Origin of the sequence: Kribbella sp. CA-253562 (assembly GCF_050942265.1) — a bacterium.
GTDB lineage: Bacteria > Actinomycetota > Actinomycetes > Propionibacteriales > Kribbellaceae > Kribbella.
Window position 1 is genome coordinate 8,252,402 of record NZ_CP192049.1, and the last position, 19,001, is coordinate 8,271,402.

Sequence of the window (19,001 nt, forward strand, 5' to 3'; positions counted from 1 at the left end):
TCGGGCAACCGGACCGCAATCAGCCGCGGGCGTCGTACTCGGCGCGCGCCTCGAAGACGTCCGGGACCTTCGACTCGACCCAGTGGGTCAGCGCCTGGACGTGGGTGGCGGCCTCGGTGCCGAGTGGGGTGAGGGAGTAGTCGACCCGCGGTGGGATCACCGGCTGCGCGACCCGGTGGACGAAACCGTCGCGCTCCAAAGCCTGCAGAGTCTGGGCGAGCATCTTCTCGCTGACGCCCTCGATGTGGCGGCGCAGTTCGCTGAAGCGGTACGAGCGGTCGAGCAGGGCGGCCAGGACCAGGACGCCCCAGCGGCTGGTGACGTGTTCCAGGATCACGCGGGACGGGCAGCCGACGCGGTTCACGTCGGGCATCACAGTGGTCATCGGGGCCTCCTCACTCTCGGATCAGTACCTTACTTCAAAGTGGGTACTTTCGTACAGTTAGTACCCCGGCTACGGTGAGTGCTACACGAACTCAACCGGAGGAAACACACAGATGAGCATCGTCGTCACGGGATCGACCGGAGCACTCGGCCGGCTGGTCGTTCAGGACCTGCTGGCCGCGGGGGTCCCGGCCGGGGACATCACCGCCGTCGCACGGAGCAAGGAGAAGGCGGCGGACCTGGCCGAGCAGGGTGTCCAAGTGGCGATCGCGGACTACGACCAGCCCGAGTCGTTCGACGACGTCTTCACCGCCGGCGACCGGGTGCTGCTGATCTCCGCCAGCGAGGCCGGGCGCCGGGTGCCGCAGCACACGGTGGTGATCGACGCGGCGAAGGCGGCGGGCGTCGCCCAGCTGGCTTACACCGGCGTGTTCGGCGGACCGAAGGCGGACTTCCTGCTGGCCGCGGAGCACCGCGAGACCGAGCAGCTGATCCTCGACTCGGGCCTGCCGTACACGTTCCTGCGCAACAACTGGTACTCCGAGATGCTCGTCGGCGACCTGGCCGGCATCGTCGAGCGGGGCGCGGTGGTCAACGGTGTCGCGCCGGGCAGCCGGATCGCGACGGCGACCCGCGAGGACTACGCCGCCGCCGCTGCCGTCGTACTGCGCACCGAGGGCCACCTCAAGCAGGCGTACGAGCTGAGCGGCGACGTCGCGTGGACGTTCGACGAGTTCGCCGCCGAGCTGTCGGCGCAGACCGGGAAGCCGGTCGTGCACACCTCGCTGAGCCACGAGGACAACCTGGCACTGCTGGTCAAGGTCGGCGTGCCGGAGGGCTTCGCCGAGGTCCTGGCGGATGTCGACGACGCGATCTCCCGTGGCGCCCTCGCCGGTACGCCGGGCGACCTGTCCCGCCTGATCGGCCGCCCGACCACCCCGCTGGCGGACTCGATCCGCGCCGCGCTGGGCTGAGCGACCACGCCGGGCCGAGCGACTTCGCTGGCCGAGCGACCTCGCTAAGCCGAGCAATCAAAGGGGGATCCGCGAGCACCGCCCGCGGATCCCCCTTCCCCCAGGTCTGTGGGTCAGCCCAGCCGGGCCGCCGCCGAACGAGCGATCGCCTCGAAGTTGGCCGGCTTGATGCCCTTGCCCATCTCCCGAAACGCCACCACCGACACGATCGCGCCCTTGCGGGTCACGGCGTACGGGAAACCGCCGTCCTCGCTGCCCGGATCCGACGGCAGCGGATAGTCGTACCAGCGCACGATCCGGGTCGCGTCGCCGAGCGCGACCGCCCGGTCCTCGGTGATCTTGCGCGCGTGCGTCGGCGCCGGCCGCGCCGCCTTGCAGGACGCGATCGTCTTCAGGATCGACTCGTACGCCGCGCCGGCTGCCTTCGCGTCCTTGTACCGGGTCAGCCACTGGCCGCCGGACGCGTCCAGCCCGTTGGAGTAGTTGCGGCTGAGCGCGCCGAGCACCCCGTCGCCGCGGGTCGACCCGCGCCCGCAGATCGGCGTACTGGCGCTGCCGCCGGTCGCGGCCCAGCCGCGCTTCGGGTCGGCCTTGGCCACTTCGGCGCCGGTCAGCAGCATGGAGTTGGTCAGTCGGATCGGCTTGACGGGGCTCGGTGTCTCCACTGGTCTTCCCGGGGTTTTCGTCGGCGTCGGTACGCCGGTCGGAGTGCCGGTCGGCGTCACGCTGGGAGCCGCCGAGGGCGTTCCCGTCGGTGCCACGGTCGGCGTCACACTGGCCGACGGACCCGATGATTCGGTCGTCGGCGGAGCCGAGCTGCCCGAGCCCGGCGTGTCGTTGCCACATGCCACCAGCACCAACGGCAGGACAGCCAGTCCGGCCGCGTACTTCCATCCCCGCACGGACATGTCGTCCACCTTCTGCTCGGCACTGCCTCGACCAGATGGACGCTAGCGAGCGGCGTTTGGTTGGCTCCGGATTTTCCGCCGGTTTTGTGTCTCAGTTCCCGATCACCGCGAGGACGGCCGCGTGGTCCGACGGCCAGACCCCGTCGACCGGCCCGTCACCGGTACGCCGTACGCCGGTCACGCGGCCCAGCCCGTGCGGTCCCGGCGGGCCGACGTGGATGTAGTCGACGCGGGCACTCGGGGTGTACGTCGTGGCGACGTACGGGTTGGTCGCGTCCCAGGTCGCGCCAGGGCCGTCGGCGTACTCCCAGGCGTCGATCAGCACCAGCCCCGGTACGGCGGGCGCCGTCCGGACCCCGCTGAACAGCCGGAGCTCGTCGGAGTCCGGCACCGCGTTGAAGTCTCCGGTGACCACCGGCGGATGCGAATGGGGGCGCTGGGCAACAAACTGCGCCAGTGCGCGGACCTGCGCGCACCGGGTCGCCGAGGCGTCCAGCGGCGCCTCGAGGTGCGTGGTGAAGAACGGAACCCCGCCAGTGAAAGCATGCAGCGCATTACGGCCCTCGGCGCCCGGCAGGTCCAGCACCGCCGACTCCTCGATCGGCCACCGGCTCAGGATCGCGTTGCCCACGGCAACCGAAGGGTCTCCGCCGCGACGCTGCCACGGCTCCGGCTTGCGCAGCGGCGCGAAGGCCCAGTGCATTCCCAGCTCGGCCGCGATCAGGCCGGCCTGGTTCTCGTCGTCGCGGGCCCAGACCTCCTGCAGGCCGATCAGGTCCGCGTCTGCCTGCCGCAGTACGGCGAGGATCGCGGCCGCGCGGTGCTGCCACGGGCCGAAGCGCCACCACAGGTTCCAGGTGAGGACCTTCAACCGCGGCGGCGTCCGTCGAGGCCGAGGGTCGAGAAGCGGGCGATCAGCGTCCGGGGCACGTACCGCGCACCGGCCGAGATCAACTTGTACCGCCAGGTCGGGATCGAGATCGCCTTGCCCTGCATCAGGTCCGACCAGGCGGCCTCGACCAGGTCGGTCGGATCCAGCCAGAGGAACGACGGGACGACGGTCTTGTCCATGCCCATCCGCTGGTGGAACTCGGTGTGCACGAAGCCCGGGCACAACGCCATCACCGCGACGCCCTTGGCGTGCAGCTCGATCGCCAGCCCGGCGGAGAAGTTCGTCACCCAGGACTTGTGCGCGCTGTAGGTGCCGCGCGGCATGAAGCCGGCCACCGACGACACGTTCACCACCGCGCCGGACCCGCGCTCGATCATCGGCAGCACCGCGGCGTGGGTCAGCCGCAGCACCACCCGGACCAGCAGGTCGAGCTGCTGCTCCTCCTGCTCGATCGTGTTCGCCCAGAACGGCTTCTTCTGCCCGAACCCGGCGTTGTTCACCAGCACCTCGATCGGCCCGTCGGCGAACCGCCGCTCGACCCGCGCCAGCTGCTCGGGGTCCGTCAGGTCAGCGGCGAGCACCTCGCACCGCACGCCGTACAGCCGGCTGATCTCGTCGGCCCCCTCCTGCAGCCGCTTCTCGTCCCGGGCCACCAGGACCAGGTCGTAGCCCTCGCGCGCCAGCTTCTCCGCGAAGGCCCGCCCGATCCCCGCCGTCGGTCCCGTAACCAGCGCAGTAGCCACGCCTCTGTCCCTCCGTCGGTGAGTGACCCCAGTCTGTCACTCCTTGACGGCTCCGGCGGTCAGCCCCTGGACGATGTAGCGGCTGGCGACGGCGAACAGGATCATCGTCGGGATGATCGACAGCACGGCCGCGGCCGACATCGAGCCCCAGTCGATGTTGTAGCTGGAGATGAAGCCGTTCAGCGCGGCGGGCACGGTCTTGTTGCTGTCGGAGTTCAGCAGCGTGACCGACAGGAACAGCTCGTTCCAGCAGTTCACGAAGTTGAAGATGAACGACGCGGCGATGCCGGGCGTCATCACCGGGACCAGCACCCGGAACAGCGCCGAGAAGCGCGAGCAGCCGTCGACCATCGCGGCCTCCTCCAGCGACGCCGGCACGTTCTCGAAGAAGCCGCGCAGCATCACCGTGCACAGCGGGATCGACACCGCGACGTACACCAGCACCAGCCCGACCCGGCTGTCGACCAAGTACAGCCTGGTCATCAGGATGTACAGCGAGCCGAGCGCGATGAAACCCGGGATCATCTGGGTGACCAGGAACGCGCCCATCACCGCGCCCTTGGAGACGAACTCGAACCGCGCCAGCACGTACGCCGCCAGCAGCGACACCACCGTCGCCAGCGCGGCCGCGACCAGCGACACGATCAGGCTGTTGCCGATGAAGACCCCGAAGTTCGACTGCTCGAACAGCCCGGTGTAGTTGGCCAGCGAGAACTCCGACGGCCAGTACTTCAGCGGGTAGGCGAAGATCGACCCCGGGTCCTTGAACGACGTGACCAGGATCCAGTACAGCGGGAACACCGTGAGCACCAGGCAGATGCCCAGCCCGGTGAACTTCGCGACCTTGCCGGCCAGGCTCTGGTCGAGAATCATCCGGCCACCGCCTTCCGTCGCGGCGTCCGGGACCGGACCGCGAGCAGGTAGAAGATCGCGAACAGCAACAGCACGAAGACCACCATCACGCCCATCGCCGAGGCACGCCCGTAGTCGCCTTCCTGGGTCACCTGGATCATGTACGACGTGACGATGTGCGTCTCGTTGGCGGGACCACCACCGGTCATGCCGAAGATCAGCTCGGGTGAGTTGAAGGTCCAAATGACGCGCAGCAGCACGGTCAGCGCGAGCGTGGTCCGGATCGACGGGATCGTGATGCTGAACAGCGTGCGGACCTTGCCGGCGCCGTCGATCGCGGACGCCTCGTAGAGCTCGTCCGGCACCGACTGCAGCGCGGCCAGGATCATGATCGCGAAGAACGTCACGCCGTACCAGACATTCGCGCTGATCACCGCGACCATCGCGTAGCGGGCGTCGGCCAGCCACGGCACGGGCGTGTCGATCAGGTGCGCCTTCATCAGCAGGTCGTTGACCACGCCGAACTCGCCGTTGAACATCCAGCGGAACAGGATGCCGATCAGGAAGCCCGACACCGCCCAGGGGAAGAACACCAGCGCCTGATACGCGCCCCGGAAGCGGAACTTGCGCCGCAGCCAGAGCGCCATCGTGAAGCCGATCAGGAACTGCGGGACGAGCGACCCGACCACCCACACGATCGAGTTCTTCACCGTGCCGCGGAACATCTCGTCGCCGAGCAGCGTGCGGAAGTTCTGCAGCCCGACCCACGAGGTGTCGGACAGGTCGTTGAGGTTGTAGTTGCGGAACGCCATCTGGATGCCGTTCAGCAACGGGTAGTAGGTGAACAGCCCGACGAACACGATCGCGGGCATCATGAAGGCGAGCAGCACCAGCGCCGTCCGGCCGCTGAACCGCCGCCGTCGTCCGGCCGGGGGCCGCGAGCCCGCCGTACGGCGGGAGCTCGCGGCCGGCCTGGTTTCGGTGACAGCCATCAGGTCAGTTCCCGGCCCACTTCTTCGTCCAGTACTCGTCCCAGCTCTTCAGGATCTCGGCCGGCTGGGCCTTGCCGGTGATCAGCTTCTGCACGTCGGCGTCGGCCTTGTTGCCCCACTCGGTCGACCACGGCACACCGCGCGGCTGGGTGACCACCACGTAGGTCTCCGGCGAGGAGTTCATCGCGACGTACGACGCCCACGGGCCGTCCTTGAAGAACGGGTCGTCGGCGGCCGACTTGAGGATCGGGACCAGGCTGTTCTCCTTCGAGAACGTCATCGCCGCGTCGCCGGAGGTGAGGAACTTGACCAGCTTGACCGCCTCGGCCTTGTGCTCACTGCCCTGCGCGACACCCCAGCCGGCGTTGGCCAGCGGCTGCGCGGCCTTGCCGGTCGGGCCGACCGGCAGCGGCGCCGTGCCCCACTGGTCCTCCTTGATCGTCTTGGACTCGCGGACCGTGGCGATCACCTCGGGGTCCTGCAGCAGGAAGCCTGTCGTGCCGGAGGTGAAGCCCTGCACCATCTCCGGGTAGCCCCAGCTCACCGAGGACGGCGGGGAGGCGTTCTTGAACAGGTCGACGTACAGGTTCAGCGCGTCGACGGCCTTCGGCGAGGAGAAGATCGTCTTGCCGTTGGTCAGCTTGAACGCGTTGTCCTTGTTGATGTCGTCGATCACGTAGCCGGAGATCACCGCGATCGCGTTGCCGGCGCCGCCGAGCCCGCCGCGGAACGAGTAGCCGTACTTGTTCTTCGCCGGGTCGTTGATCTTCTTGGCCTGCTCGACCAGCTCGGTCCAGCTCTTCGGCGGACCGGTGAAGCCGGCCTGCTGGACCAGGTCCTTGCGGTAGAACAGCGACAGCCCGTAGAAGCCGTACGGGACCATGTACGACTTGCCGCCTTGCTGGGTGACCGCCAGGGCGTTCGGGGTGAGCGCCTGCAGGCCGTCCCAGTCCTTGAGGTCGGGCGCCATGTCGTAGATCCACTTGTTGGTGGAGAACGGGCCGACGGTGGTGTCGCGCACCTCGAGCACGTCGACACCCTTGCCGGACTGCAGCATCTGCTGGATCTTCTGGTCGGCCTGGTTGGTCGGTGGCGAGATCAGCTGCACCTTGACACCGGAGTTGGCCTTCTCGAAGTCGGCGATCAGCTTCTTCAGCAGCGCCGTACGGGTCGGGTTGGTCAGGCTCTCGACCATCTGGAGCTTGACCTCACCCCCGCTCTGGGCCTTCTCGGCCGGGCCGGGACCGCACGCGGTCAGCGCCAGCGTGGCGGCGGCGAACACGGCGGTCAGGGGTGCGAGCATCGTGCGGTGACGCATGGCGCTTCTCCTCAGGGGATGTGGGCCAGGAGAGTGGGGGACATCAGATGAGTTGGTCAACCGTTGTCCGCACATTAACCACATTCGCGCGGGGTGGACAAGAACTTGCCGCAGATGTGACCGTAAGTGGTCTGAGGACTTAACATCGGTACGCCGGAACGTCCGGCAGCCGGAACGGGAGGAGGCGACCGTGGCAGCAACCGATCGCGCCCTGACCGGCCTGCGCCAGATGATCGCGTCGGGCGAGCTCGGCCCGGGGGCGAAGTTCCCGCCGGAGCCGGAGTTGTGCGACCACCTCGGGGTGTCCCGCAGTTCGTTGCGGGAGGCTACGAGATCACTGGCCGCGCTCGGGGTGATCGAGTCCCGGCACGGCTCGGGCACCTACGTCTCGGCGCTCGACCCGGCCGAGATCATCAGCCGCTTCTCGCTGTCGGTCGAGCTGATCCCGCTCGAGGGGGTGCTGCAGCTGCTCGAGGTCCGCCGGATCCTGGAGGCGCACGCCACCGCGGCCGCCGCCGCCCGCCAGGAACCAGCCCTGACCGAGCGCCTCGGCGACATCCTGGACCGCCTGGAGGCGACCACGGACGCGGCCGAGATCCAGGCCCTCGACGCCGAGTTCCACGGCGCGATCTGCGAGGCCGGCGGCAACCCCACCGTCACCGCCCTGACCGGCGTCATCCGCGGCCGCGGCGGCCACTACCGCATCTTCGCCCCCGGCGCCGACTTCGAGGCGATCAAACGCACCAGCGACCTCGGCCACCGGGCGATCCTGTCCGCGATCACCCACCGAGACCCGGCCGCCGCCGCCACCGCCGCGTCAGCCCACATAGCCCAAACCGAACTCTGGCTCCGGGCCCTCCGCCCGGATCCGCAAGTCGCGCTTCCCACTCCGGACTAATCCCGGCCCCACACGCAGCCCCCACACCGGACTAACCCCGCACGCAGCCCACCCCACACCCGACTACCCCCGACGCGCAGGCAGCACCCACGCCACACTTCCCGCATCCGCCCCACCGCATTTGGTGGGTTAACCCCTCCACTGATGGGTCCCAGTGCCGCATGCCCCCATCGAACCCACCATTTGACGGGTTAACCCACCAAATGGTCCTTCAGGGCCCGGAATCAGGTGGGGCAACGGTTCATTCGATCGGTCAACCTGGCAAATCACCACCCTCCGCGGACCCCGCGGCGGCTTCGGTGACTGGAGCGCGTCGACGGCGACTGCCCCCGGCCGCCTTCCACGCTGCGAACCCGCCGCATCTGCGGGCGGTCAGGCGAGGGCGATCGCAACGATCCCCGCCAGCACGACCACGCTGCCGATCAACCGCCGCCGCGCTCCCGCCTCACCGAGCACCAACCAAGCAGCGAGTCCACTGAGCACGATGCTCACCTCACGAGCCGGCGCCACCAGACTCACCGGCGCGAGCCGCATCGCGTACAGCACCATCAGATACGCGGCCGGCGACAACAACCCGACAACGAGGATCTCGCGCCGATTCTCCTTCCACAGCAGCCGAAGCTGCTCGGGCTGCGAAACCACCTGCGGCAACAGCAGCAGACTCTGCAACACCGACGCGGCCCCGAAGTAGATCAACGGCGGCACCGCCAGTGTCGTCACCGAGAACGCGTCCCACAACGTGTACGCCGCGATCAGCGCGCCCGTCGCCACGCCGTACACGAGGCCGGCCTTCACTCCACCGCGCGCAACTGGTTGCCGCGAGCCACTACCGATCCCGAGCACACCGGCGACGATCAACCCGGCCCCGATCAGCCCGAGCACACCCGGCCGCTCCCCCAGCAGCAGCACCGCGAAGGCGACCGCCAGCAACGGCCCGGTCCCGCGAGCGACCGGGTAGACCACCGACAGATCGCCCACGTCGTACCCGCGCTGCAGCACGATCCCGTACCCGATGTGCAGCACCGCGGTGACAACCGCCGCGACCAGCCACGTCCACGTCGGCCGCTGCTCCGACAGCACCAGCGCGATTACCAGAGCGGGCAGGAGCAGCACACTCGCCGCCGTGTAGTAGGCCCACACGAAAACGGCGCCACCCCGCCGGACCCGCTTGGCGGCGAAGTTCCATCCGGCATGCAGGACGGCGGCACCGAGCACGAGGGACAAGGCTGTGGCGTTCACCGTCGCACAGTCTCCCATCCATCGATGCTGCCCGGAAATTTCTTTCTCTTGTCGAGATCTTGCAGAGCCACGCCACGCGCCGTACTGTCCGGGCACCAACGTCCGAGGGGGTTCCGTTGTCCCACCCAAGGTTTCGTCGCCGCTTGGCGGTGACCGGCGTCGTGATCGGCGCGCTGCTGTCCGGTTCCGCCCTGACCGCGTCCGCTCAACCCATCCGCCCAGCGCCGCGCGAGACCCGGGCCGGCCTCGACCCCGCGCTTGTCCAGGGCAGCGGCGCGACCGTGCCGTTCGTCGAGCAGGAGGCCGAGAACGCCTGGACCAACGGCGAGCGGATCGGCCCGAGCCGCGAGGCGTACACCTTGCCCGCGGAGGCCTCCGGGCGCACCGCCGTACGGCTGACCGAGCGCGGCCAGTACGTCGAGTTCACGCTCACCCGGCCCGCGAACGCCCTGACGCTGCGCTACAGCATCCCGGACACGCCGTCGGGCGGCGGCCTGCGCGCACCGCTCGACGTCACGGTCAACGGCAAGCGCAAGCAGACCATGACGCTGACGTCGGAGTACGCCTGGCTGTACGGGATGTACCCGTTCTCCAACGACCCGGACGTCGACCCGAACCCGGGCTGGTGGAAGCCCGAACCGGACCCGGTGAGCAAGCCGTTCCGCCCGAACCACTTCTACGACGAGCAGCGGCTGATGCTCGGCAAGACCTACCAGGCCGGTGACCGGGTGCGCTTCGAGATCCCGCGCCACACCCCGGCGTCCTGGTACGTGCTCGACGTCGCCGACTTCGAACTGGTAGCCGCCCCGAAGCGGCAGCCGGCGCGATCGCTCGACATCCGGCTGTTCGGCGCCGATCCCACCGGACGGCGGGACGCCGCGCCGGCGATCGACCGGACCATCGCGGCGGCGAAGAAGCTCGGCTGGTCGGTCTTCATCCCGGCCGGCACGTTCCAGGTCAACCGGCACATCGTCGTCGACAAGGTGACGGTCCAGGGCGCCGGCAACTGGTGGTCGATCATCAAGGGCAAGGTGCTGCCGCTGCCCGAGCCCGCGCCGGACAAGTCCGTGCACAGCGCGCCGGGCTTCTACGGCAAATACGCCGACCAGGGCGGCAGCACCAACGTCCACCTGGCCGACTTCGCGATCGAGAGCGACGTCCGGGACCGGATCGACACCGACCAGGTGAACGGCATCGGCGGCGCGATCGGCGGCGGCTCGTCGATCCGCGGGCTGTACCTGCACCACACCAAGGTCGGGATCTGGCTGGACGGCCCGATGGACGGACTGCTGATCCGCGACAACATCATCGTCGACCAGATCGCCGACGGGATGAACCTGCACCTGGGCGTCTCGAACGTCCGGGCGACCAACAACTTCGTCCGCAACAGCGGCGACGACGGCCTGGCGATGTGGTCGGAGGCCAATCCGGCCGGCCTGGCGAACCACCACAACGTCTACGACCACAACACCGTGCAGACGCCGGTGCTCGCCAACAACATCGCGATCTACGGCGGCCGCGACAACGCGGTCACCGACAACCTGGTCGCCGACCCGATCCGCGAGGGCAGCACCCTGCACGCCGGTTCCCGCTTCGGCTCCACGCCGTTCGAGGGCACGCTCACCTTCGCCCGCAACACCACGGTCCGCGGCGGACCCCGCGACCTCAACTGGGACCTCGGCCTCGGCGCGATCTGGCTCTACGCGCTGCAGTCCGACCTGGACGGCCGGATCGAGATCACCGACAGCTCGTTCCTGGACTCGACGTACAACGCGTTCCTGTTCGTGGTCGACTGGCCGGTCAAGGACGAGCACTCGATCACCAACGTCGCCGTTCGCGATGTCAGGGTCGACGGCACCGGCACCAACGTCGTCAACGCCCGCGTCGGCGGCTGGGCCACCTTCGAGAACGTCGACGCCCGCAACGTCGGCGCGCCGTTCGTCAACAACTGCGGCACGTTCCACTTCAACGGCCCACCCGAGTTCGACGTCCGCCTCCTGACCGGCAACGACGGCGGCTGGTCCGGCGCCACGTGGTGCGAGGACCGCCCGCCGGTCGTCCCACCGCCGCCGCCCTCGGCCTGGAACTGAGGGTTCCGGGGCGCAGCCGAGCGCTGCGCCCCGGACCCGCGGGCAAGCGATCAGTCGACGGCGATGACCTCGAGCTCGACCAGCCAGTCCTCGCTGAGGGTCTGGACCACGATCGCCGTCGTCGGCACCGCCCGGCCGCCGAGCGCCTGGATCCGGGCGGCGGCGTTCGCCTCGGCGTACTCGGCCGAGCGCAGGTAGCTGGTGATCCGGACGATGTTGTCGACCGTCATCTCCGCCGACGCGAGGATCCGCCGGAGGTTGGACCAGATCAGCTCCAGTTGCTGGGCCAGGTCCGCGCCCGGTACGCCGGCCGGGTCCAGGCCCATCGTGCCGGCGACGTACAACGTCCGGCCCGGTCCGCGCACCTCGATCGCGTGCACGTAGTCCTCGGTGGCCGGGTAGATCCCATCGCGCGGGCTGTGCGGTACGACGTCCATCGCGCCATCCTCGCCGGTGCGGGCCCGACGGGCGAACGGTTTGATCAAGGGCGCGCTGTTCCGGCGTACGGGCGTCTCCGGCGGCAGCGGTCGGCGGGGGTTAGGGTCGAGGGCATGCGTGCACATGCTCAGCGGCTGGACGGTCTCGGGACGACGATCTTCGCCGAGATGTCGGCGCTCGCGGTGCGAACCGGGGCGGTGAACCTCGGCCAGGGCTTCCCGGACACCGACGGGCCCGACTCCGTGCTGGAGGCGGCGATCGCCGCGATCCGGGCCGGTGCGAACCAGTACCCGCCTGGCCGGGGCATCCCGGCGCTCCGGCAGGCGATCGTGGACCACCAGCGGCGGTTCTACGGGCTCGAGTACGACCCGGACACCCAGGTGCTCGTCACGACCGGTGCCACCGAGGCGATCGCCGCCGCCCTGCTCGCGTACGTCGAACCAGGCGACGAGGTGATCGCCCTCGAGCCGTACTACGACTCCTACGCGGCCTGCATCGCGATGGCCGGCGGACGCCGCGTCCCGGTCACCCTGCGCGCACCCGACTTCCGGCTCGACCTCGACGAACTCCGCGCCGCCGTCACGCCGCGGACCAAGGTCCTGCTGATCAATTCACCGCACAACCCGACCGGCACCGTGCTCACCGACGACGAGCTGCGCGGCATCGCCGCCCTCGCCGTCGAGCACGACCTGGTCGTGATCACCGACGAGGTCTACGAACACCTGATCTACGACGGCCTGCAGCACCGCCCGCTCACGTCGTACGACGGGATGGCGGAGCGCACGGTCTCGATCGGCAGCGCGGGCAAGACCTTCTCGGTCACCGGCTGGAAGATCGGCTGGGTCACCGGTACGCCGGACGTCGTCACCGCGGTGAACACCTCCAAGCAGTTCCTCACCTACGTCTCCGGCGCCCCGTTCCAGCCGGCCGTCGCCGGAGCGCTTGCCCTAGGCAACGACTACTTCGACGGCCTGCGCGCCGACCTCCAGAGCCGCCGCGACCTGCTCTGCGACGGCCTGGAGTCCCTGGGCTTCGGCGTCCATCGCCCCCAGGGCACGTACTTCGTCACCACCGACATCCGGCCCCTCGGCCACACCGACGGCGTCGAGTTCTGCCGCATGCTCCCGGAGAAGACCGGCGTCGTCGCCATCCCGCACCAGGTCTTCTACGACAACGTCGACGCGGGCCGCCCGTTGGTCCGCTGGGCCTTCTGCAAGCAGCGCGAGGTGCTCGAAGAGGCGCTGAACCGGCTCACCAAGCTCTGACCGGGTCCGGCGGAGGCAGGAAGCGACTGGCTACTGCCCGGGCAGGAAGCGCGACAAGGTCTCCGGGTCGCGGGCGGCGGTGGTGCCGTCGTCGGCGGTGATGATCGGGCGCTGGATGAGGATCGGGTCGGCGACCATCGCGGCGATCCACTGGTCGCGGTGTTCGGCGTCCTTGGGGACGGACTTGAGTGGGGCGGCGGCCGGCTCGTTCAGGCGGACGATGTGCCAGGGCTCGAGGTCGAGGCGTTCGAGCGTTGCCTCGAGTTCCTCGGCCGTCGGCGGGTCGTCGAGGTAGCGCCGGACGGTGTAGTCGAGGCCGGCCTCGTCGAACGCCGCGGTGGCGGCGCGGCACTTGGAGCAGGCCGGGTTGATCCAGATCTCCATCAGCGGTGGGTGAACCAGAGTTTGGTCGGCTGCTGCAGCATCATCACCAGCAAAGCGATGTGCAGCGCGAGGCCGAGCAGGCTGCCGGGCAGGGCGGTGACGCCGCCCATGATCCCGAACGCCGCGACGACGATCAGCATGACGCGCGCCCACGGCCGGCGTTTGCGGACGAAGATGGCCGGCAGGATGTACGCCACCGCGCAGATCAGGATCACCGCGGCCACCAGCCCGCGCGCCCCGGCGTCCCCGGTCAGCGTCTCGGCGATCTGCTCACCGGCCGACGTCAACGCGAACAGCCCGAGCAGCAGACACAGCCCACCCAGCGCGAACGAGATCACCGACGCGATCGTCACCTGCTTCGGCGGCGCCATCGCGGCCGGCTGATAGCCGTACGGCGCCCAGCCGGGCTGGTTCGGCCCGCCGGACTGGCCCTGGTTGACCCCGCCAGGGGCGTTGAAGCCACCGGGCGCGTTGAAGCCACCGGGCGCCCCGTAGCCACCCGGCGGCTGGCCGAAAGCCCCGCCGTACGGTCCGGGCCGCTCGGCGCCGGCACCCACGTCGTACTGCGGACCGCTCTGCGGCGCCTGCCCGGCCGAACCGAACACCCCTTGATACGGCCCAGGTCGCTCACCCGCCGGCGGCATACCAGGTCCACCAACCGGCCCGCCGGAAGCCGGGCGCTCGGTCGGCGGCTCCTGCGGCTGGCCGGACGGATCGCGGTCGTCGGGGTCGTGCGGCTGGGGGCTGCCAGGGTGATCGCTCATCTGAGTGGGTGTCCTCCGCTTGTTGCCCCGATCCTCCCAGATCACCCAACCCGCCCACACCTACACTGCGCCGATGACCACCGAACTGCCCGATCAGGCCCGCGCGCTGCTCGACGGCGCCAACCTCGCCGTGCTCGCCACCGTCAACCCCGACGGCAGCCCGCAGACCTCCGCGATCTGGGTGGGCCGCGACGGCACCGACGTCCTGATCTCCTCCACCGCGGGCCTGCGCAAAATCCGCAACCTCGAGTCCGACCCACGCGCCAGCCTGATCGTCATCGACGCCACCGACCCCCTCCGGTACGCCGAGATCCGCGGCACCGCGACCATCACCCCCGACACCGACCGCGCGCTCGCCCAGGCGCTCGCCATCAAGTACGAGGGCCCGGACGCCGCCGCCGAGTACGCCGACCTCCCGCCACACGTCCAGCGGGTCGTCGTCCGCATCACTCCCCACCACGTCGTCACCCGCAGTTGAAACAGCGTGCTTCGTCAACCAACCCGGGCAGCACGGGTGCAAGCGGCACCGGACGGGATCCGCGCCGGGTTTGCGAGCGTGGCCAGGCGGCGGGTCTGCTGGCTGAGCGGGCGTGGGGCGCGACGGCCCGGGCGCCAGACCCGCCCGCGCGAGCGCGCGTGCCGCGGGCGTCAGTAGCCGCCGCGGCTGTTGACGATGAAGGGGGCGTTGGCGTTCTTGCCGTTGGTGCCGACCAGGAAGTTCTGGCCGGTGCAGCGGTCGCTGCTCCAGACGCGTTGGGTGATGGTGGTCTTGTTCCAGAAGGAACGGCTGCCGAGGTAGTTCTCGTTCGGCTGGACCTTCCGGCAGTCACCGGACCGGATCGGCTGGCCGACCAGGATCGAGTTGTTCGGCGAGGTGTAGTTCGGGCTGGTCCAGAAACACATGACGCCGCTGGTGTAACACTGACTGAGGGCCGCGGGGCCGAACCAGTTGGTCGGCGACAAGGGTTTGTCGACGGGAGCGGCGGCGGATGCCGGGGCGGTGTCGACGCGGTCGGGCTGACCGGTCGCCGCCTGGGCCGCGGTGCCGAAGAAGCCGGCTGCGAGCAGCAGGGTGGTTGCCGACAGCATCGTGATACGCAGATTCATCGGAAGCTCCTCGAGTCGAGCACGGGACTTTCGAGGCAGCGTAGGAATCGCTGCTGTCAGATCACTGTCAACTCGAACGGCGCCCGGTTGTCGGAATCCGGTTGGTCCGTTCGTGGACAGGGCAAACCGGGCCAACCGAATCCCGGCCCCAGGACTCAAGGAGAACGACCATGCCCGTCCAGACCAAGCGAGCAACCCGACCGTTCCGCTTCGGGGTCGTTGCCCCGGTCAGGTCCGACCTGCCGACGTGGCGAGACCGCGTACGCCGCATCGCCGACAGCGGCTACTCGACGTTGCTGATGCCCGACGTACCGACGTGGCAACCATCACTTGCCCCTACCCTGGCGACCGCGGCCGCGATCACTGACCTGCGGGTCGGTTCGTGGGTCTACGCCGCCGCGCTGCACCAACCATGGGCCACGGCCTGGGAAGCCCACTCACTGTCGATACTGACAGAAGGCCGGTTCGACATGGGCATCGGCGCCGGTCGCCCCGGGATCGAGGTCGAACTGGGACTGCCTGCCGTCTCCCTCGCCGACCGTCGCGCGAGGATGCGCGAGACGGTGGACTCCCTCCGGGCGTTCGACGGCCCCGATCTGCACACGCCGGTCGTGATGGCCGTGAGCGGACCGAAGTCGCAAGCGCTCGCGCTCGAAGTCGCCGACGCGGCCACGTTCGTCCTCTCACCGGACGAGGACCGAGTGCAAGCCACGCACCGGATCCGGGACTTCGCCGCCCGCCGCGACATCGAACTCGTCCTGCATGTCTCTGTCGTCGGTGACGGCGTCGCTGCGTTCATGGCTGCGCCCAATCTCGACACCGCCGCACTTCGCGCGGCCGACTCGCTGATCATGCTTCCAACTGATCCGGCCGCGGCTGCCGAAGAGATCCAGCGCCGACGGGAGGAGATCGGTTTCTCCTCCTTCGTCATCGGCGCCGACTTCGCCGACACCCTCGCCCCGGTCGTGGCCAAGCTGGCCGGACAGTAGCCGGCACATGCCGAGCACGCGCCTGAAGCCGGCACCGTACGTCGTCCGCCTCAGGAACAGCAGCTGCCCGGGATCCACAGGGAATCCCGGGCAGCTGAGAGGGTCAGCTGACCTCGAGCGCGTCCTTCGCCTCGTTCAGGTGGACGTGCACGGTCTCACCGTCGCGCACCGTTCCGGACAGCAGCCCGCGGGCCAGCTCGTCGCCGATGGCCGACTGGACCAGCCGCCGCAGCGGCCGGGCGCCGTACACGGGGTCGTAGCCGGTCATCGCCAGCCACTCGAGCGCGTCCTCGCCGACGTCCAGCGTGATCCGACGGTCGACCAGCCGCTTCTGCAGTGCGGTGATCTGCAGCGCGACGATCTGGGTCAGCTCCTCGCTGCCGAGCGCGTCGAACAGCACGATCTCGTCCAGCCGGTTGATGAACTCCGGCTTGAACGACTGCCGCACCACGGCCATCACCTGGTCGCGCTTGACCTGGTCGTCGATGGTCAGGTCCGCCAGGTACGCCGATCCGAGGTTGCTGGTCAGGATCAGGATCACGTTGCGGAAGTCGACCGTGCGGCCCTGGCCGTCGGTCAGCCGCCCGTCGTCGAGCACCTGCAGCAGGATGTCGAAGACCTCGGGATGCGCCTTCTCCACCTCGTCCAGCAGGATCACCGAGTACGGACGGCGGCGGACCGCTTCGGTCAGCTGGCCACCCTCCTCGTAGCCGACGTAGCCGGGCGGGGCACCGACGAGCCGCGAGACGCTGTGCTTCTCGCCGTACTCCGACATGTCGATCCGGACCATCGCCCGCTCGTCGTCGAACAGGAAGTCCGCCAGCGCCTTGGCCAGCTCGGTCTTGCCGACACCGGTCGGGCCGAGGAACAGGAACGAACCGGTCGGCCGGTCCGGGTCGGAGATGCCCGCCCGCGCCCGCCGTACGGCGTCGCTGACGGCCTTGACCGCCTCGCGCTGGCCGATCAGCCGGCGTCCGAGCTCGTCCTCCATCCGGAGCAGCTTGCCGGTCTCGCCCTCGAGCAGCCGGCCGGTCGGGATGCCGGTCCACATCGCGATCACCTCGGCGATCTCGGTCGGGCCGACCTCCTCGTTGACCATCGCGTCCGGGCCGTCGGTGACCTCGGGCTCGGCGGCGGCCTCCTCGAGCTCCTTGGTCAGCTCGGGGATCTCGCCGTACAGGATCCGGGCGGCGGTCTCCAGGTCGCCGTCGCGCTGGGCCCGTTCGGCCTGGCCGCGCAGCTCGTCGATCCGCTCCTTGATCTCACCGACCCGGTTCAGGCCGGACTTCTCCCGCTCCCAGCGGGCCTCCAGCGCGCGCAGCTCCTCCTCGCGGTCGGCGAGGTCGGCGCGCAGCCGCTCGAGCCGCTCCTGGCTGGAGGCGTCCTCCTCGCGGGACAGCGCCAACTCCTCCATCTTGAGCCGGTCGACCGTACGCCGCAGCGAGTCGATCTCGACCGGAGAGGAGTCGATCTCCATCCGCAGCCGGGACGCCGCCTCGTCGACCAGGTCGATCGCCTTGTCGGGCAGCTGACGGCCGGAGATGTACCGGTTCGACAGGGTCGCCGCCGCGACCAGCGCGCTGTCGGAGATGGCCACCTTGTGGTGCGCCTCGTAGCGCTCCTTCAGGCCGCGCAGGATCGCGATCGAGTCCTCGACGCTCGGCTCGCCGACGAAGACCTGCTGGAACCGCCGCTCCAGCGCCGGGTCCTTCTCGATCCGGGTCCGGTACTCGTCCAGCGTGGTCGCGCCGATCATCCGCAGCTCACCGCGGGCCAGCATCGGCTTCAGCATGTTGCCGGCGTCCATCGCGCCCTCGCCGGACGCGCCCGCGCCGACGACCGTGTGCAGCTCGTCGATGAACGTGATGACCTGACCGTTGGACTCCTTGATCTCGGTCAGCACGGCCTTCAGCCGCTCCTCGAACTCGCCGCGGTACTTCGCGCCGGCCACCATCGCGCCCAGGTCGAGGCTGATCAGCCGCCGCCCGCGCAGGGACTCCGGTACGTCGCCGGCCACGATCCGCTGGGCGAGACCTTCGACGACGGCGGTCTTGCCGACGCCGGGCTCACCGATCAGGACCGGGTTGTTCTTGGTCCGCCGCGACAGCACCTGGACCACGCGCCGGATCTCGGAGTCGCGCCCGATCACCGGGTCGAGCTTGCCCTCGCGGGCCCGCTCGGTCAGGTCGATGCCGTACTTCTCCAGGGACTTGGTGGTCCCCTCGGCCTCCGGCGAGGTGATCCGCCGGTTGCCGCGCATCTGGTCGAACGCCTGCAGCAACGCGTCGGCCGTCACGCCGAGCGCGGTCTTCGCCACGCCCTCGACGGTGGCCAGCGCGATCAGCAGGTGCTCGGTCGAGACGTACTCGTCGCCGAGCCCGAGCGCGCGCTGCTCCGCCTGGTTCAGCACGTCGCTGGTCTTCTGCGACAGGCTCGGAGCCTGCACGCTGCCCCCGCTGGCCTTCGGCAGCCGGGCGAGCTGTTCCGCGGTCCGCCGCCGGACGGCGTCGACGTCCCCGCCGGCCGCCTCCAGCAGCCCCACGGTGGTCCCCTCGGGCTGCGCGAGCAGCCCCGACAACAGGTGAATCGGTTCCACGGTCGGGTTGCCCGCCGCGGAGGTCTGACGGATCGCGACCGACAGGGTGTCCCGGGCCAGCGTCGTCAACCGCTGAACGTCCATCTGGTTCCAGCCTTTCAAGCTCTGTCAACAGCAGTCTCTAGAGACAACGTACCTAAAGTTGAGTCCATTCCACTCAACCTTGCG

Annotated in this window: 19 protein-coding genes; 6 read left to right on the forward strand and 13 right to left on the reverse strand. The window is 69.5% G+C overall.

Annotated features, from left to right (window positions below):
• Positions 1–19 precede the first annotated feature (19 nt).
• On the reverse strand, positions 20–385 hold the full coding sequence (locus ACQPXM_RS39320; RefSeq protein ID WP_432943069.1) for a winged helix-turn-helix transcriptional regulator: 366 nt from the start codon (positions 383–385) through the stop codon (positions 20–22).
• A gap of 112 nt (positions 386–497) precedes the next feature.
• On the opposite strand from ACQPXM_RS39320, the gene ACQPXM_RS39325 reads away from it, so the two are divergent.
• A complete protein-coding gene (locus tag ACQPXM_RS39325) occupies positions 498–1,358 on the forward strand; it encodes an SDR family oxidoreductase (RefSeq protein WP_432943070.1) in 861 nt (286 codons plus the stop codon).
• Positions 1,359–1,471: 113 nt separating this feature from the next.
• Here ACQPXM_RS39325 and ACQPXM_RS39330 read toward each other — a convergent pair whose 3' ends face one another.
• The 6 genes from ACQPXM_RS39330 to ACQPXM_RS39355 all read right to left on the reverse strand — a co-directional run bounded on the left by ACQPXM_RS39330 (position 1,472) and on the right by ACQPXM_RS39355 (position 7,063).
• The gene (locus ACQPXM_RS39330; RefSeq protein WP_432943071.1) at positions 1,472–2,266 is read right to left on the reverse strand and encodes a hypothetical protein; all 795 of its coding nucleotides are present in this window, start codon (positions 2,264–2,266) and stop codon (positions 1,472–1,474) included.
• Positions 2,267–2,357: 91 nt separating this feature from the next.
• Positions 2,358–3,137 carry an endonuclease/exonuclease/phosphatase family protein gene (locus ACQPXM_RS39335; protein WP_432943072.1) on the reverse strand — a complete coding sequence of 260 codons (780 nt, stop codon included), beginning with the start codon at positions 3,135–3,137 and terminating at the stop codon, positions 2,358–2,360.
• Positions 3,134–3,901, reverse strand: coding sequence for an SDR family NAD(P)-dependent oxidoreductase (locus ACQPXM_RS39340; RefSeq protein ID WP_432943073.1), 768 nt, complete (start codon positions 3,899–3,901; stop codon positions 3,134–3,136). Before ACQPXM_RS39340 ends, ACQPXM_RS39335 begins: the two co-directional genes overlap by 4 nt.
• A gap of 36 nt (positions 3,902–3,937) precedes the next feature.
• Positions 3,938–4,774, reverse strand: coding sequence for a carbohydrate ABC transporter permease (locus tag ACQPXM_RS39345; protein ID WP_077018644.1), 837 nt, complete (start codon positions 4,772–4,774; stop codon positions 3,938–3,940).
• The gene (locus ACQPXM_RS39350) at positions 4,771–5,745 is read right to left on the reverse strand and encodes a carbohydrate ABC transporter permease (RefSeq protein ID WP_432943074.1); all 975 of its coding nucleotides are present in this window, start codon (positions 5,743–5,745) and stop codon (positions 4,771–4,773) included. Before ACQPXM_RS39350 ends, ACQPXM_RS39345 begins: the two co-directional genes overlap by 4 nt.
• Positions 5,746–5,749: 4 nt before the next feature.
• Entirely contained in the window at positions 5,750–7,063 is a 1,314-nt protein-coding gene (locus ACQPXM_RS39355) for an ABC transporter substrate-binding protein (RefSeq protein WP_432943075.1), read from the reverse strand.
• Positions 7,064–7,253: 190 nt separating this feature from the next.
• Between ACQPXM_RS39355 and ACQPXM_RS39360 the strand changes: the two genes are divergently transcribed.
• Positions 7,254–7,961 carry a FadR/GntR family transcriptional regulator gene (locus ACQPXM_RS39360; protein WP_432943076.1) on the forward strand — a complete coding sequence of 236 codons (708 nt, stop codon included), beginning with the start codon at positions 7,254–7,256 and terminating at the stop codon, positions 7,959–7,961.
• Between the two features lie 372 nt (positions 7,962–8,333).
• Here the strand turns inward: ACQPXM_RS39360 and ACQPXM_RS39365 are convergent, their stop codons facing one another.
• Positions 8,334–9,200 carry an EamA family transporter gene (locus ACQPXM_RS39365; RefSeq protein WP_432943077.1) on the reverse strand — a complete coding sequence of 289 codons (867 nt, stop codon included), beginning with the start codon at positions 9,198–9,200 and terminating at the stop codon, positions 8,334–8,336.
• A 149-nt stretch (positions 9,201–9,349) separates the two neighbouring features.
• Between ACQPXM_RS39365 and ACQPXM_RS39370 the strand changes: the two genes are divergently transcribed.
• Positions 9,350–11,290 carry a glycosyl hydrolase family 28-related protein gene (locus ACQPXM_RS39370; RefSeq protein ID WP_432951178.1) on the forward strand — a complete coding sequence of 647 codons (1,941 nt, stop codon included), beginning with the start codon at positions 9,350–9,352 and terminating at the stop codon, positions 11,288–11,290.
• 50 nt (positions 11,291–11,340) lie between these two features.
• Here the strand turns inward: ACQPXM_RS39370 and ACQPXM_RS39375 are convergent, their stop codons facing one another.
• Positions 11,341–11,727, reverse strand: coding sequence for a RidA family protein (locus ACQPXM_RS39375; RefSeq protein WP_432943078.1), 387 nt, complete (start codon positions 11,725–11,727; stop codon positions 11,341–11,343).
• A gap of 114 nt (positions 11,728–11,841) precedes the next feature.
• Between ACQPXM_RS39375 and ACQPXM_RS39380 the strand changes: the two genes are divergently transcribed.
• Positions 11,842–12,993, forward strand: coding sequence for a pyridoxal phosphate-dependent aminotransferase (locus ACQPXM_RS39380; RefSeq protein ID WP_432943079.1), 1,152 nt, complete (start codon positions 11,842–11,844; stop codon positions 12,991–12,993).
• Positions 12,994–13,023: 30 nt separating this feature from the next.
• Here the strand turns inward: ACQPXM_RS39380 and ACQPXM_RS39385 are convergent, their stop codons facing one another.
• A complete protein-coding gene (locus ACQPXM_RS39385) occupies positions 13,024–13,377 on the reverse strand; it encodes an ArsC/Spx/MgsR family protein (protein ID WP_432943080.1) in 354 nt (117 codons plus the stop codon).
• Positions 13,377–14,141 (reverse strand): hypothetical protein, encoded by a 765-nt coding sequence (locus ACQPXM_RS39390; protein WP_432943081.1) that lies wholly within the window; start codon positions 14,139–14,141, stop codon positions 13,377–13,379. Before ACQPXM_RS39390 ends, ACQPXM_RS39385 begins: the two co-directional genes overlap by 1 nt.
• A 73-nt stretch (positions 14,142–14,214) precedes the next feature.
• On the opposite strand from ACQPXM_RS39390, the gene ACQPXM_RS39395 reads away from it, so the two are divergent.
• Positions 14,215–14,619, forward strand: a complete 405-nt coding sequence (locus tag ACQPXM_RS39395; RefSeq protein ID WP_432943082.1) for a PPOX class F420-dependent oxidoreductase — start codon at positions 14,215–14,217, stop codon at positions 14,617–14,619.
• Positions 14,620–14,789: 170 nt separating this feature from the next.
• Here ACQPXM_RS39395 and ACQPXM_RS39400 read toward each other — a convergent pair whose 3' ends face one another.
• Positions 14,790–15,248, reverse strand: coding sequence for a hypothetical protein (locus tag ACQPXM_RS39400; RefSeq protein WP_432943083.1), 459 nt, complete (start codon positions 15,246–15,248; stop codon positions 14,790–14,792).
• 170 nt (positions 15,249–15,418) lie between these two features.
• On the opposite strand from ACQPXM_RS39400, the gene ACQPXM_RS39405 reads away from it, so the two are divergent.
• On the forward strand, positions 15,419–16,237 hold the full coding sequence (locus ACQPXM_RS39405) for an LLM class flavin-dependent oxidoreductase (RefSeq protein ID WP_432943084.1): 819 nt from the start codon (positions 15,419–15,421) through the stop codon (positions 16,235–16,237).
• 103 nt (positions 16,238–16,340) lie between these two features.
• Here the strand turns inward: ACQPXM_RS39405 and clpB are convergent, their stop codons facing one another.
• Entirely contained in the window at positions 16,341–18,917 is a 2,577-nt protein-coding gene (clpB, locus tag ACQPXM_RS39410; RefSeq protein ID WP_432943085.1) for an ATP-dependent chaperone ClpB, read from the reverse strand.
• Positions 18,918–19,001: the final 84 nt, after the last annotated feature.

Coding starts and splice junctions, on each gene's coding strand:
- ACQPXM_RS39320 (WP_432943069.1), bottom strand. CDS start 385: ATGACCACTGTGATGCCCGACGTGAACCGCGTCGGCTGCCCGTCCCGC.
- ACQPXM_RS39325 (WP_432943070.1), top strand. CDS start 498: ATGAGCATCGTCGTCACGGGATCGACCGGAGCACTCGGCCGGCTGGTC.
- ACQPXM_RS39330 (WP_432943071.1), bottom strand. CDS start 2,266: ATGTCCGTGCGGGGATGGAAGTACGCGGCCGGACTGGCTGTCCTGCCG.
- ACQPXM_RS39345 (WP_077018644.1), bottom strand. CDS start 4,774: ATGATTCTCGACCAGAGCCTGGCCGGCAAGGTCGCGAAGTTCACCGGG.
- ACQPXM_RS39350 (WP_432943074.1), bottom strand. CDS start 5,745: ATGGCTGTCACCGAAACCAGGCCGGCCGCGAGCTCCCGCCGTACGGCG.
- ACQPXM_RS39355 (WP_432943075.1), bottom strand. CDS start 7,063: ATGCGTCACCGCACGATGCTCGCACCCCTGACCGCCGTGTTCGCCGCC.
- ACQPXM_RS39375 (WP_432943078.1), bottom strand. CDS start 11,727: ATGGACGTCGTACCGCACAGCCCGCGCGATGGGATCTACCCGGCCACC.
- ACQPXM_RS39380 (WP_432943079.1), top strand. CDS start 11,842: ATGCGTGCACATGCTCAGCGGCTGGACGGTCTCGGGACGACGATCTTC.
- ACQPXM_RS39385 (WP_432943080.1), bottom strand. CDS start 13,377: ATGGAGATCTGGATCAACCCGGCCTGCTCCAAGTGCCGCGCCGCCACC.
- ACQPXM_RS39390 (WP_432943081.1), bottom strand. CDS start 14,141: ATGAGCGATCACCCTGGCAGCCCCCAGCCGCACGACCCCGACGACCGC.
- ACQPXM_RS39395 (WP_432943082.1), top strand. CDS start 14,215: ATGACCACCGAACTGCCCGATCAGGCCCGCGCGCTGCTCGACGGCGCC.
- ACQPXM_RS39400 (WP_432943083.1), bottom strand. CDS start 15,248: ATGAATCTGCGTATCACGATGCTGTCGGCAACCACCCTGCTGCTCGCA.
- ACQPXM_RS39405 (WP_432943084.1), top strand. CDS start 15,419: ATGCCCGTCCAGACCAAGCGAGCAACCCGACCGTTCCGCTTCGGGGTC.
- clpB (WP_432943085.1), bottom strand. CDS start 18,917: ATGGACGTTCAGCGGTTGACGACGCTGGCCCGGGACACCCTGTCGGTC.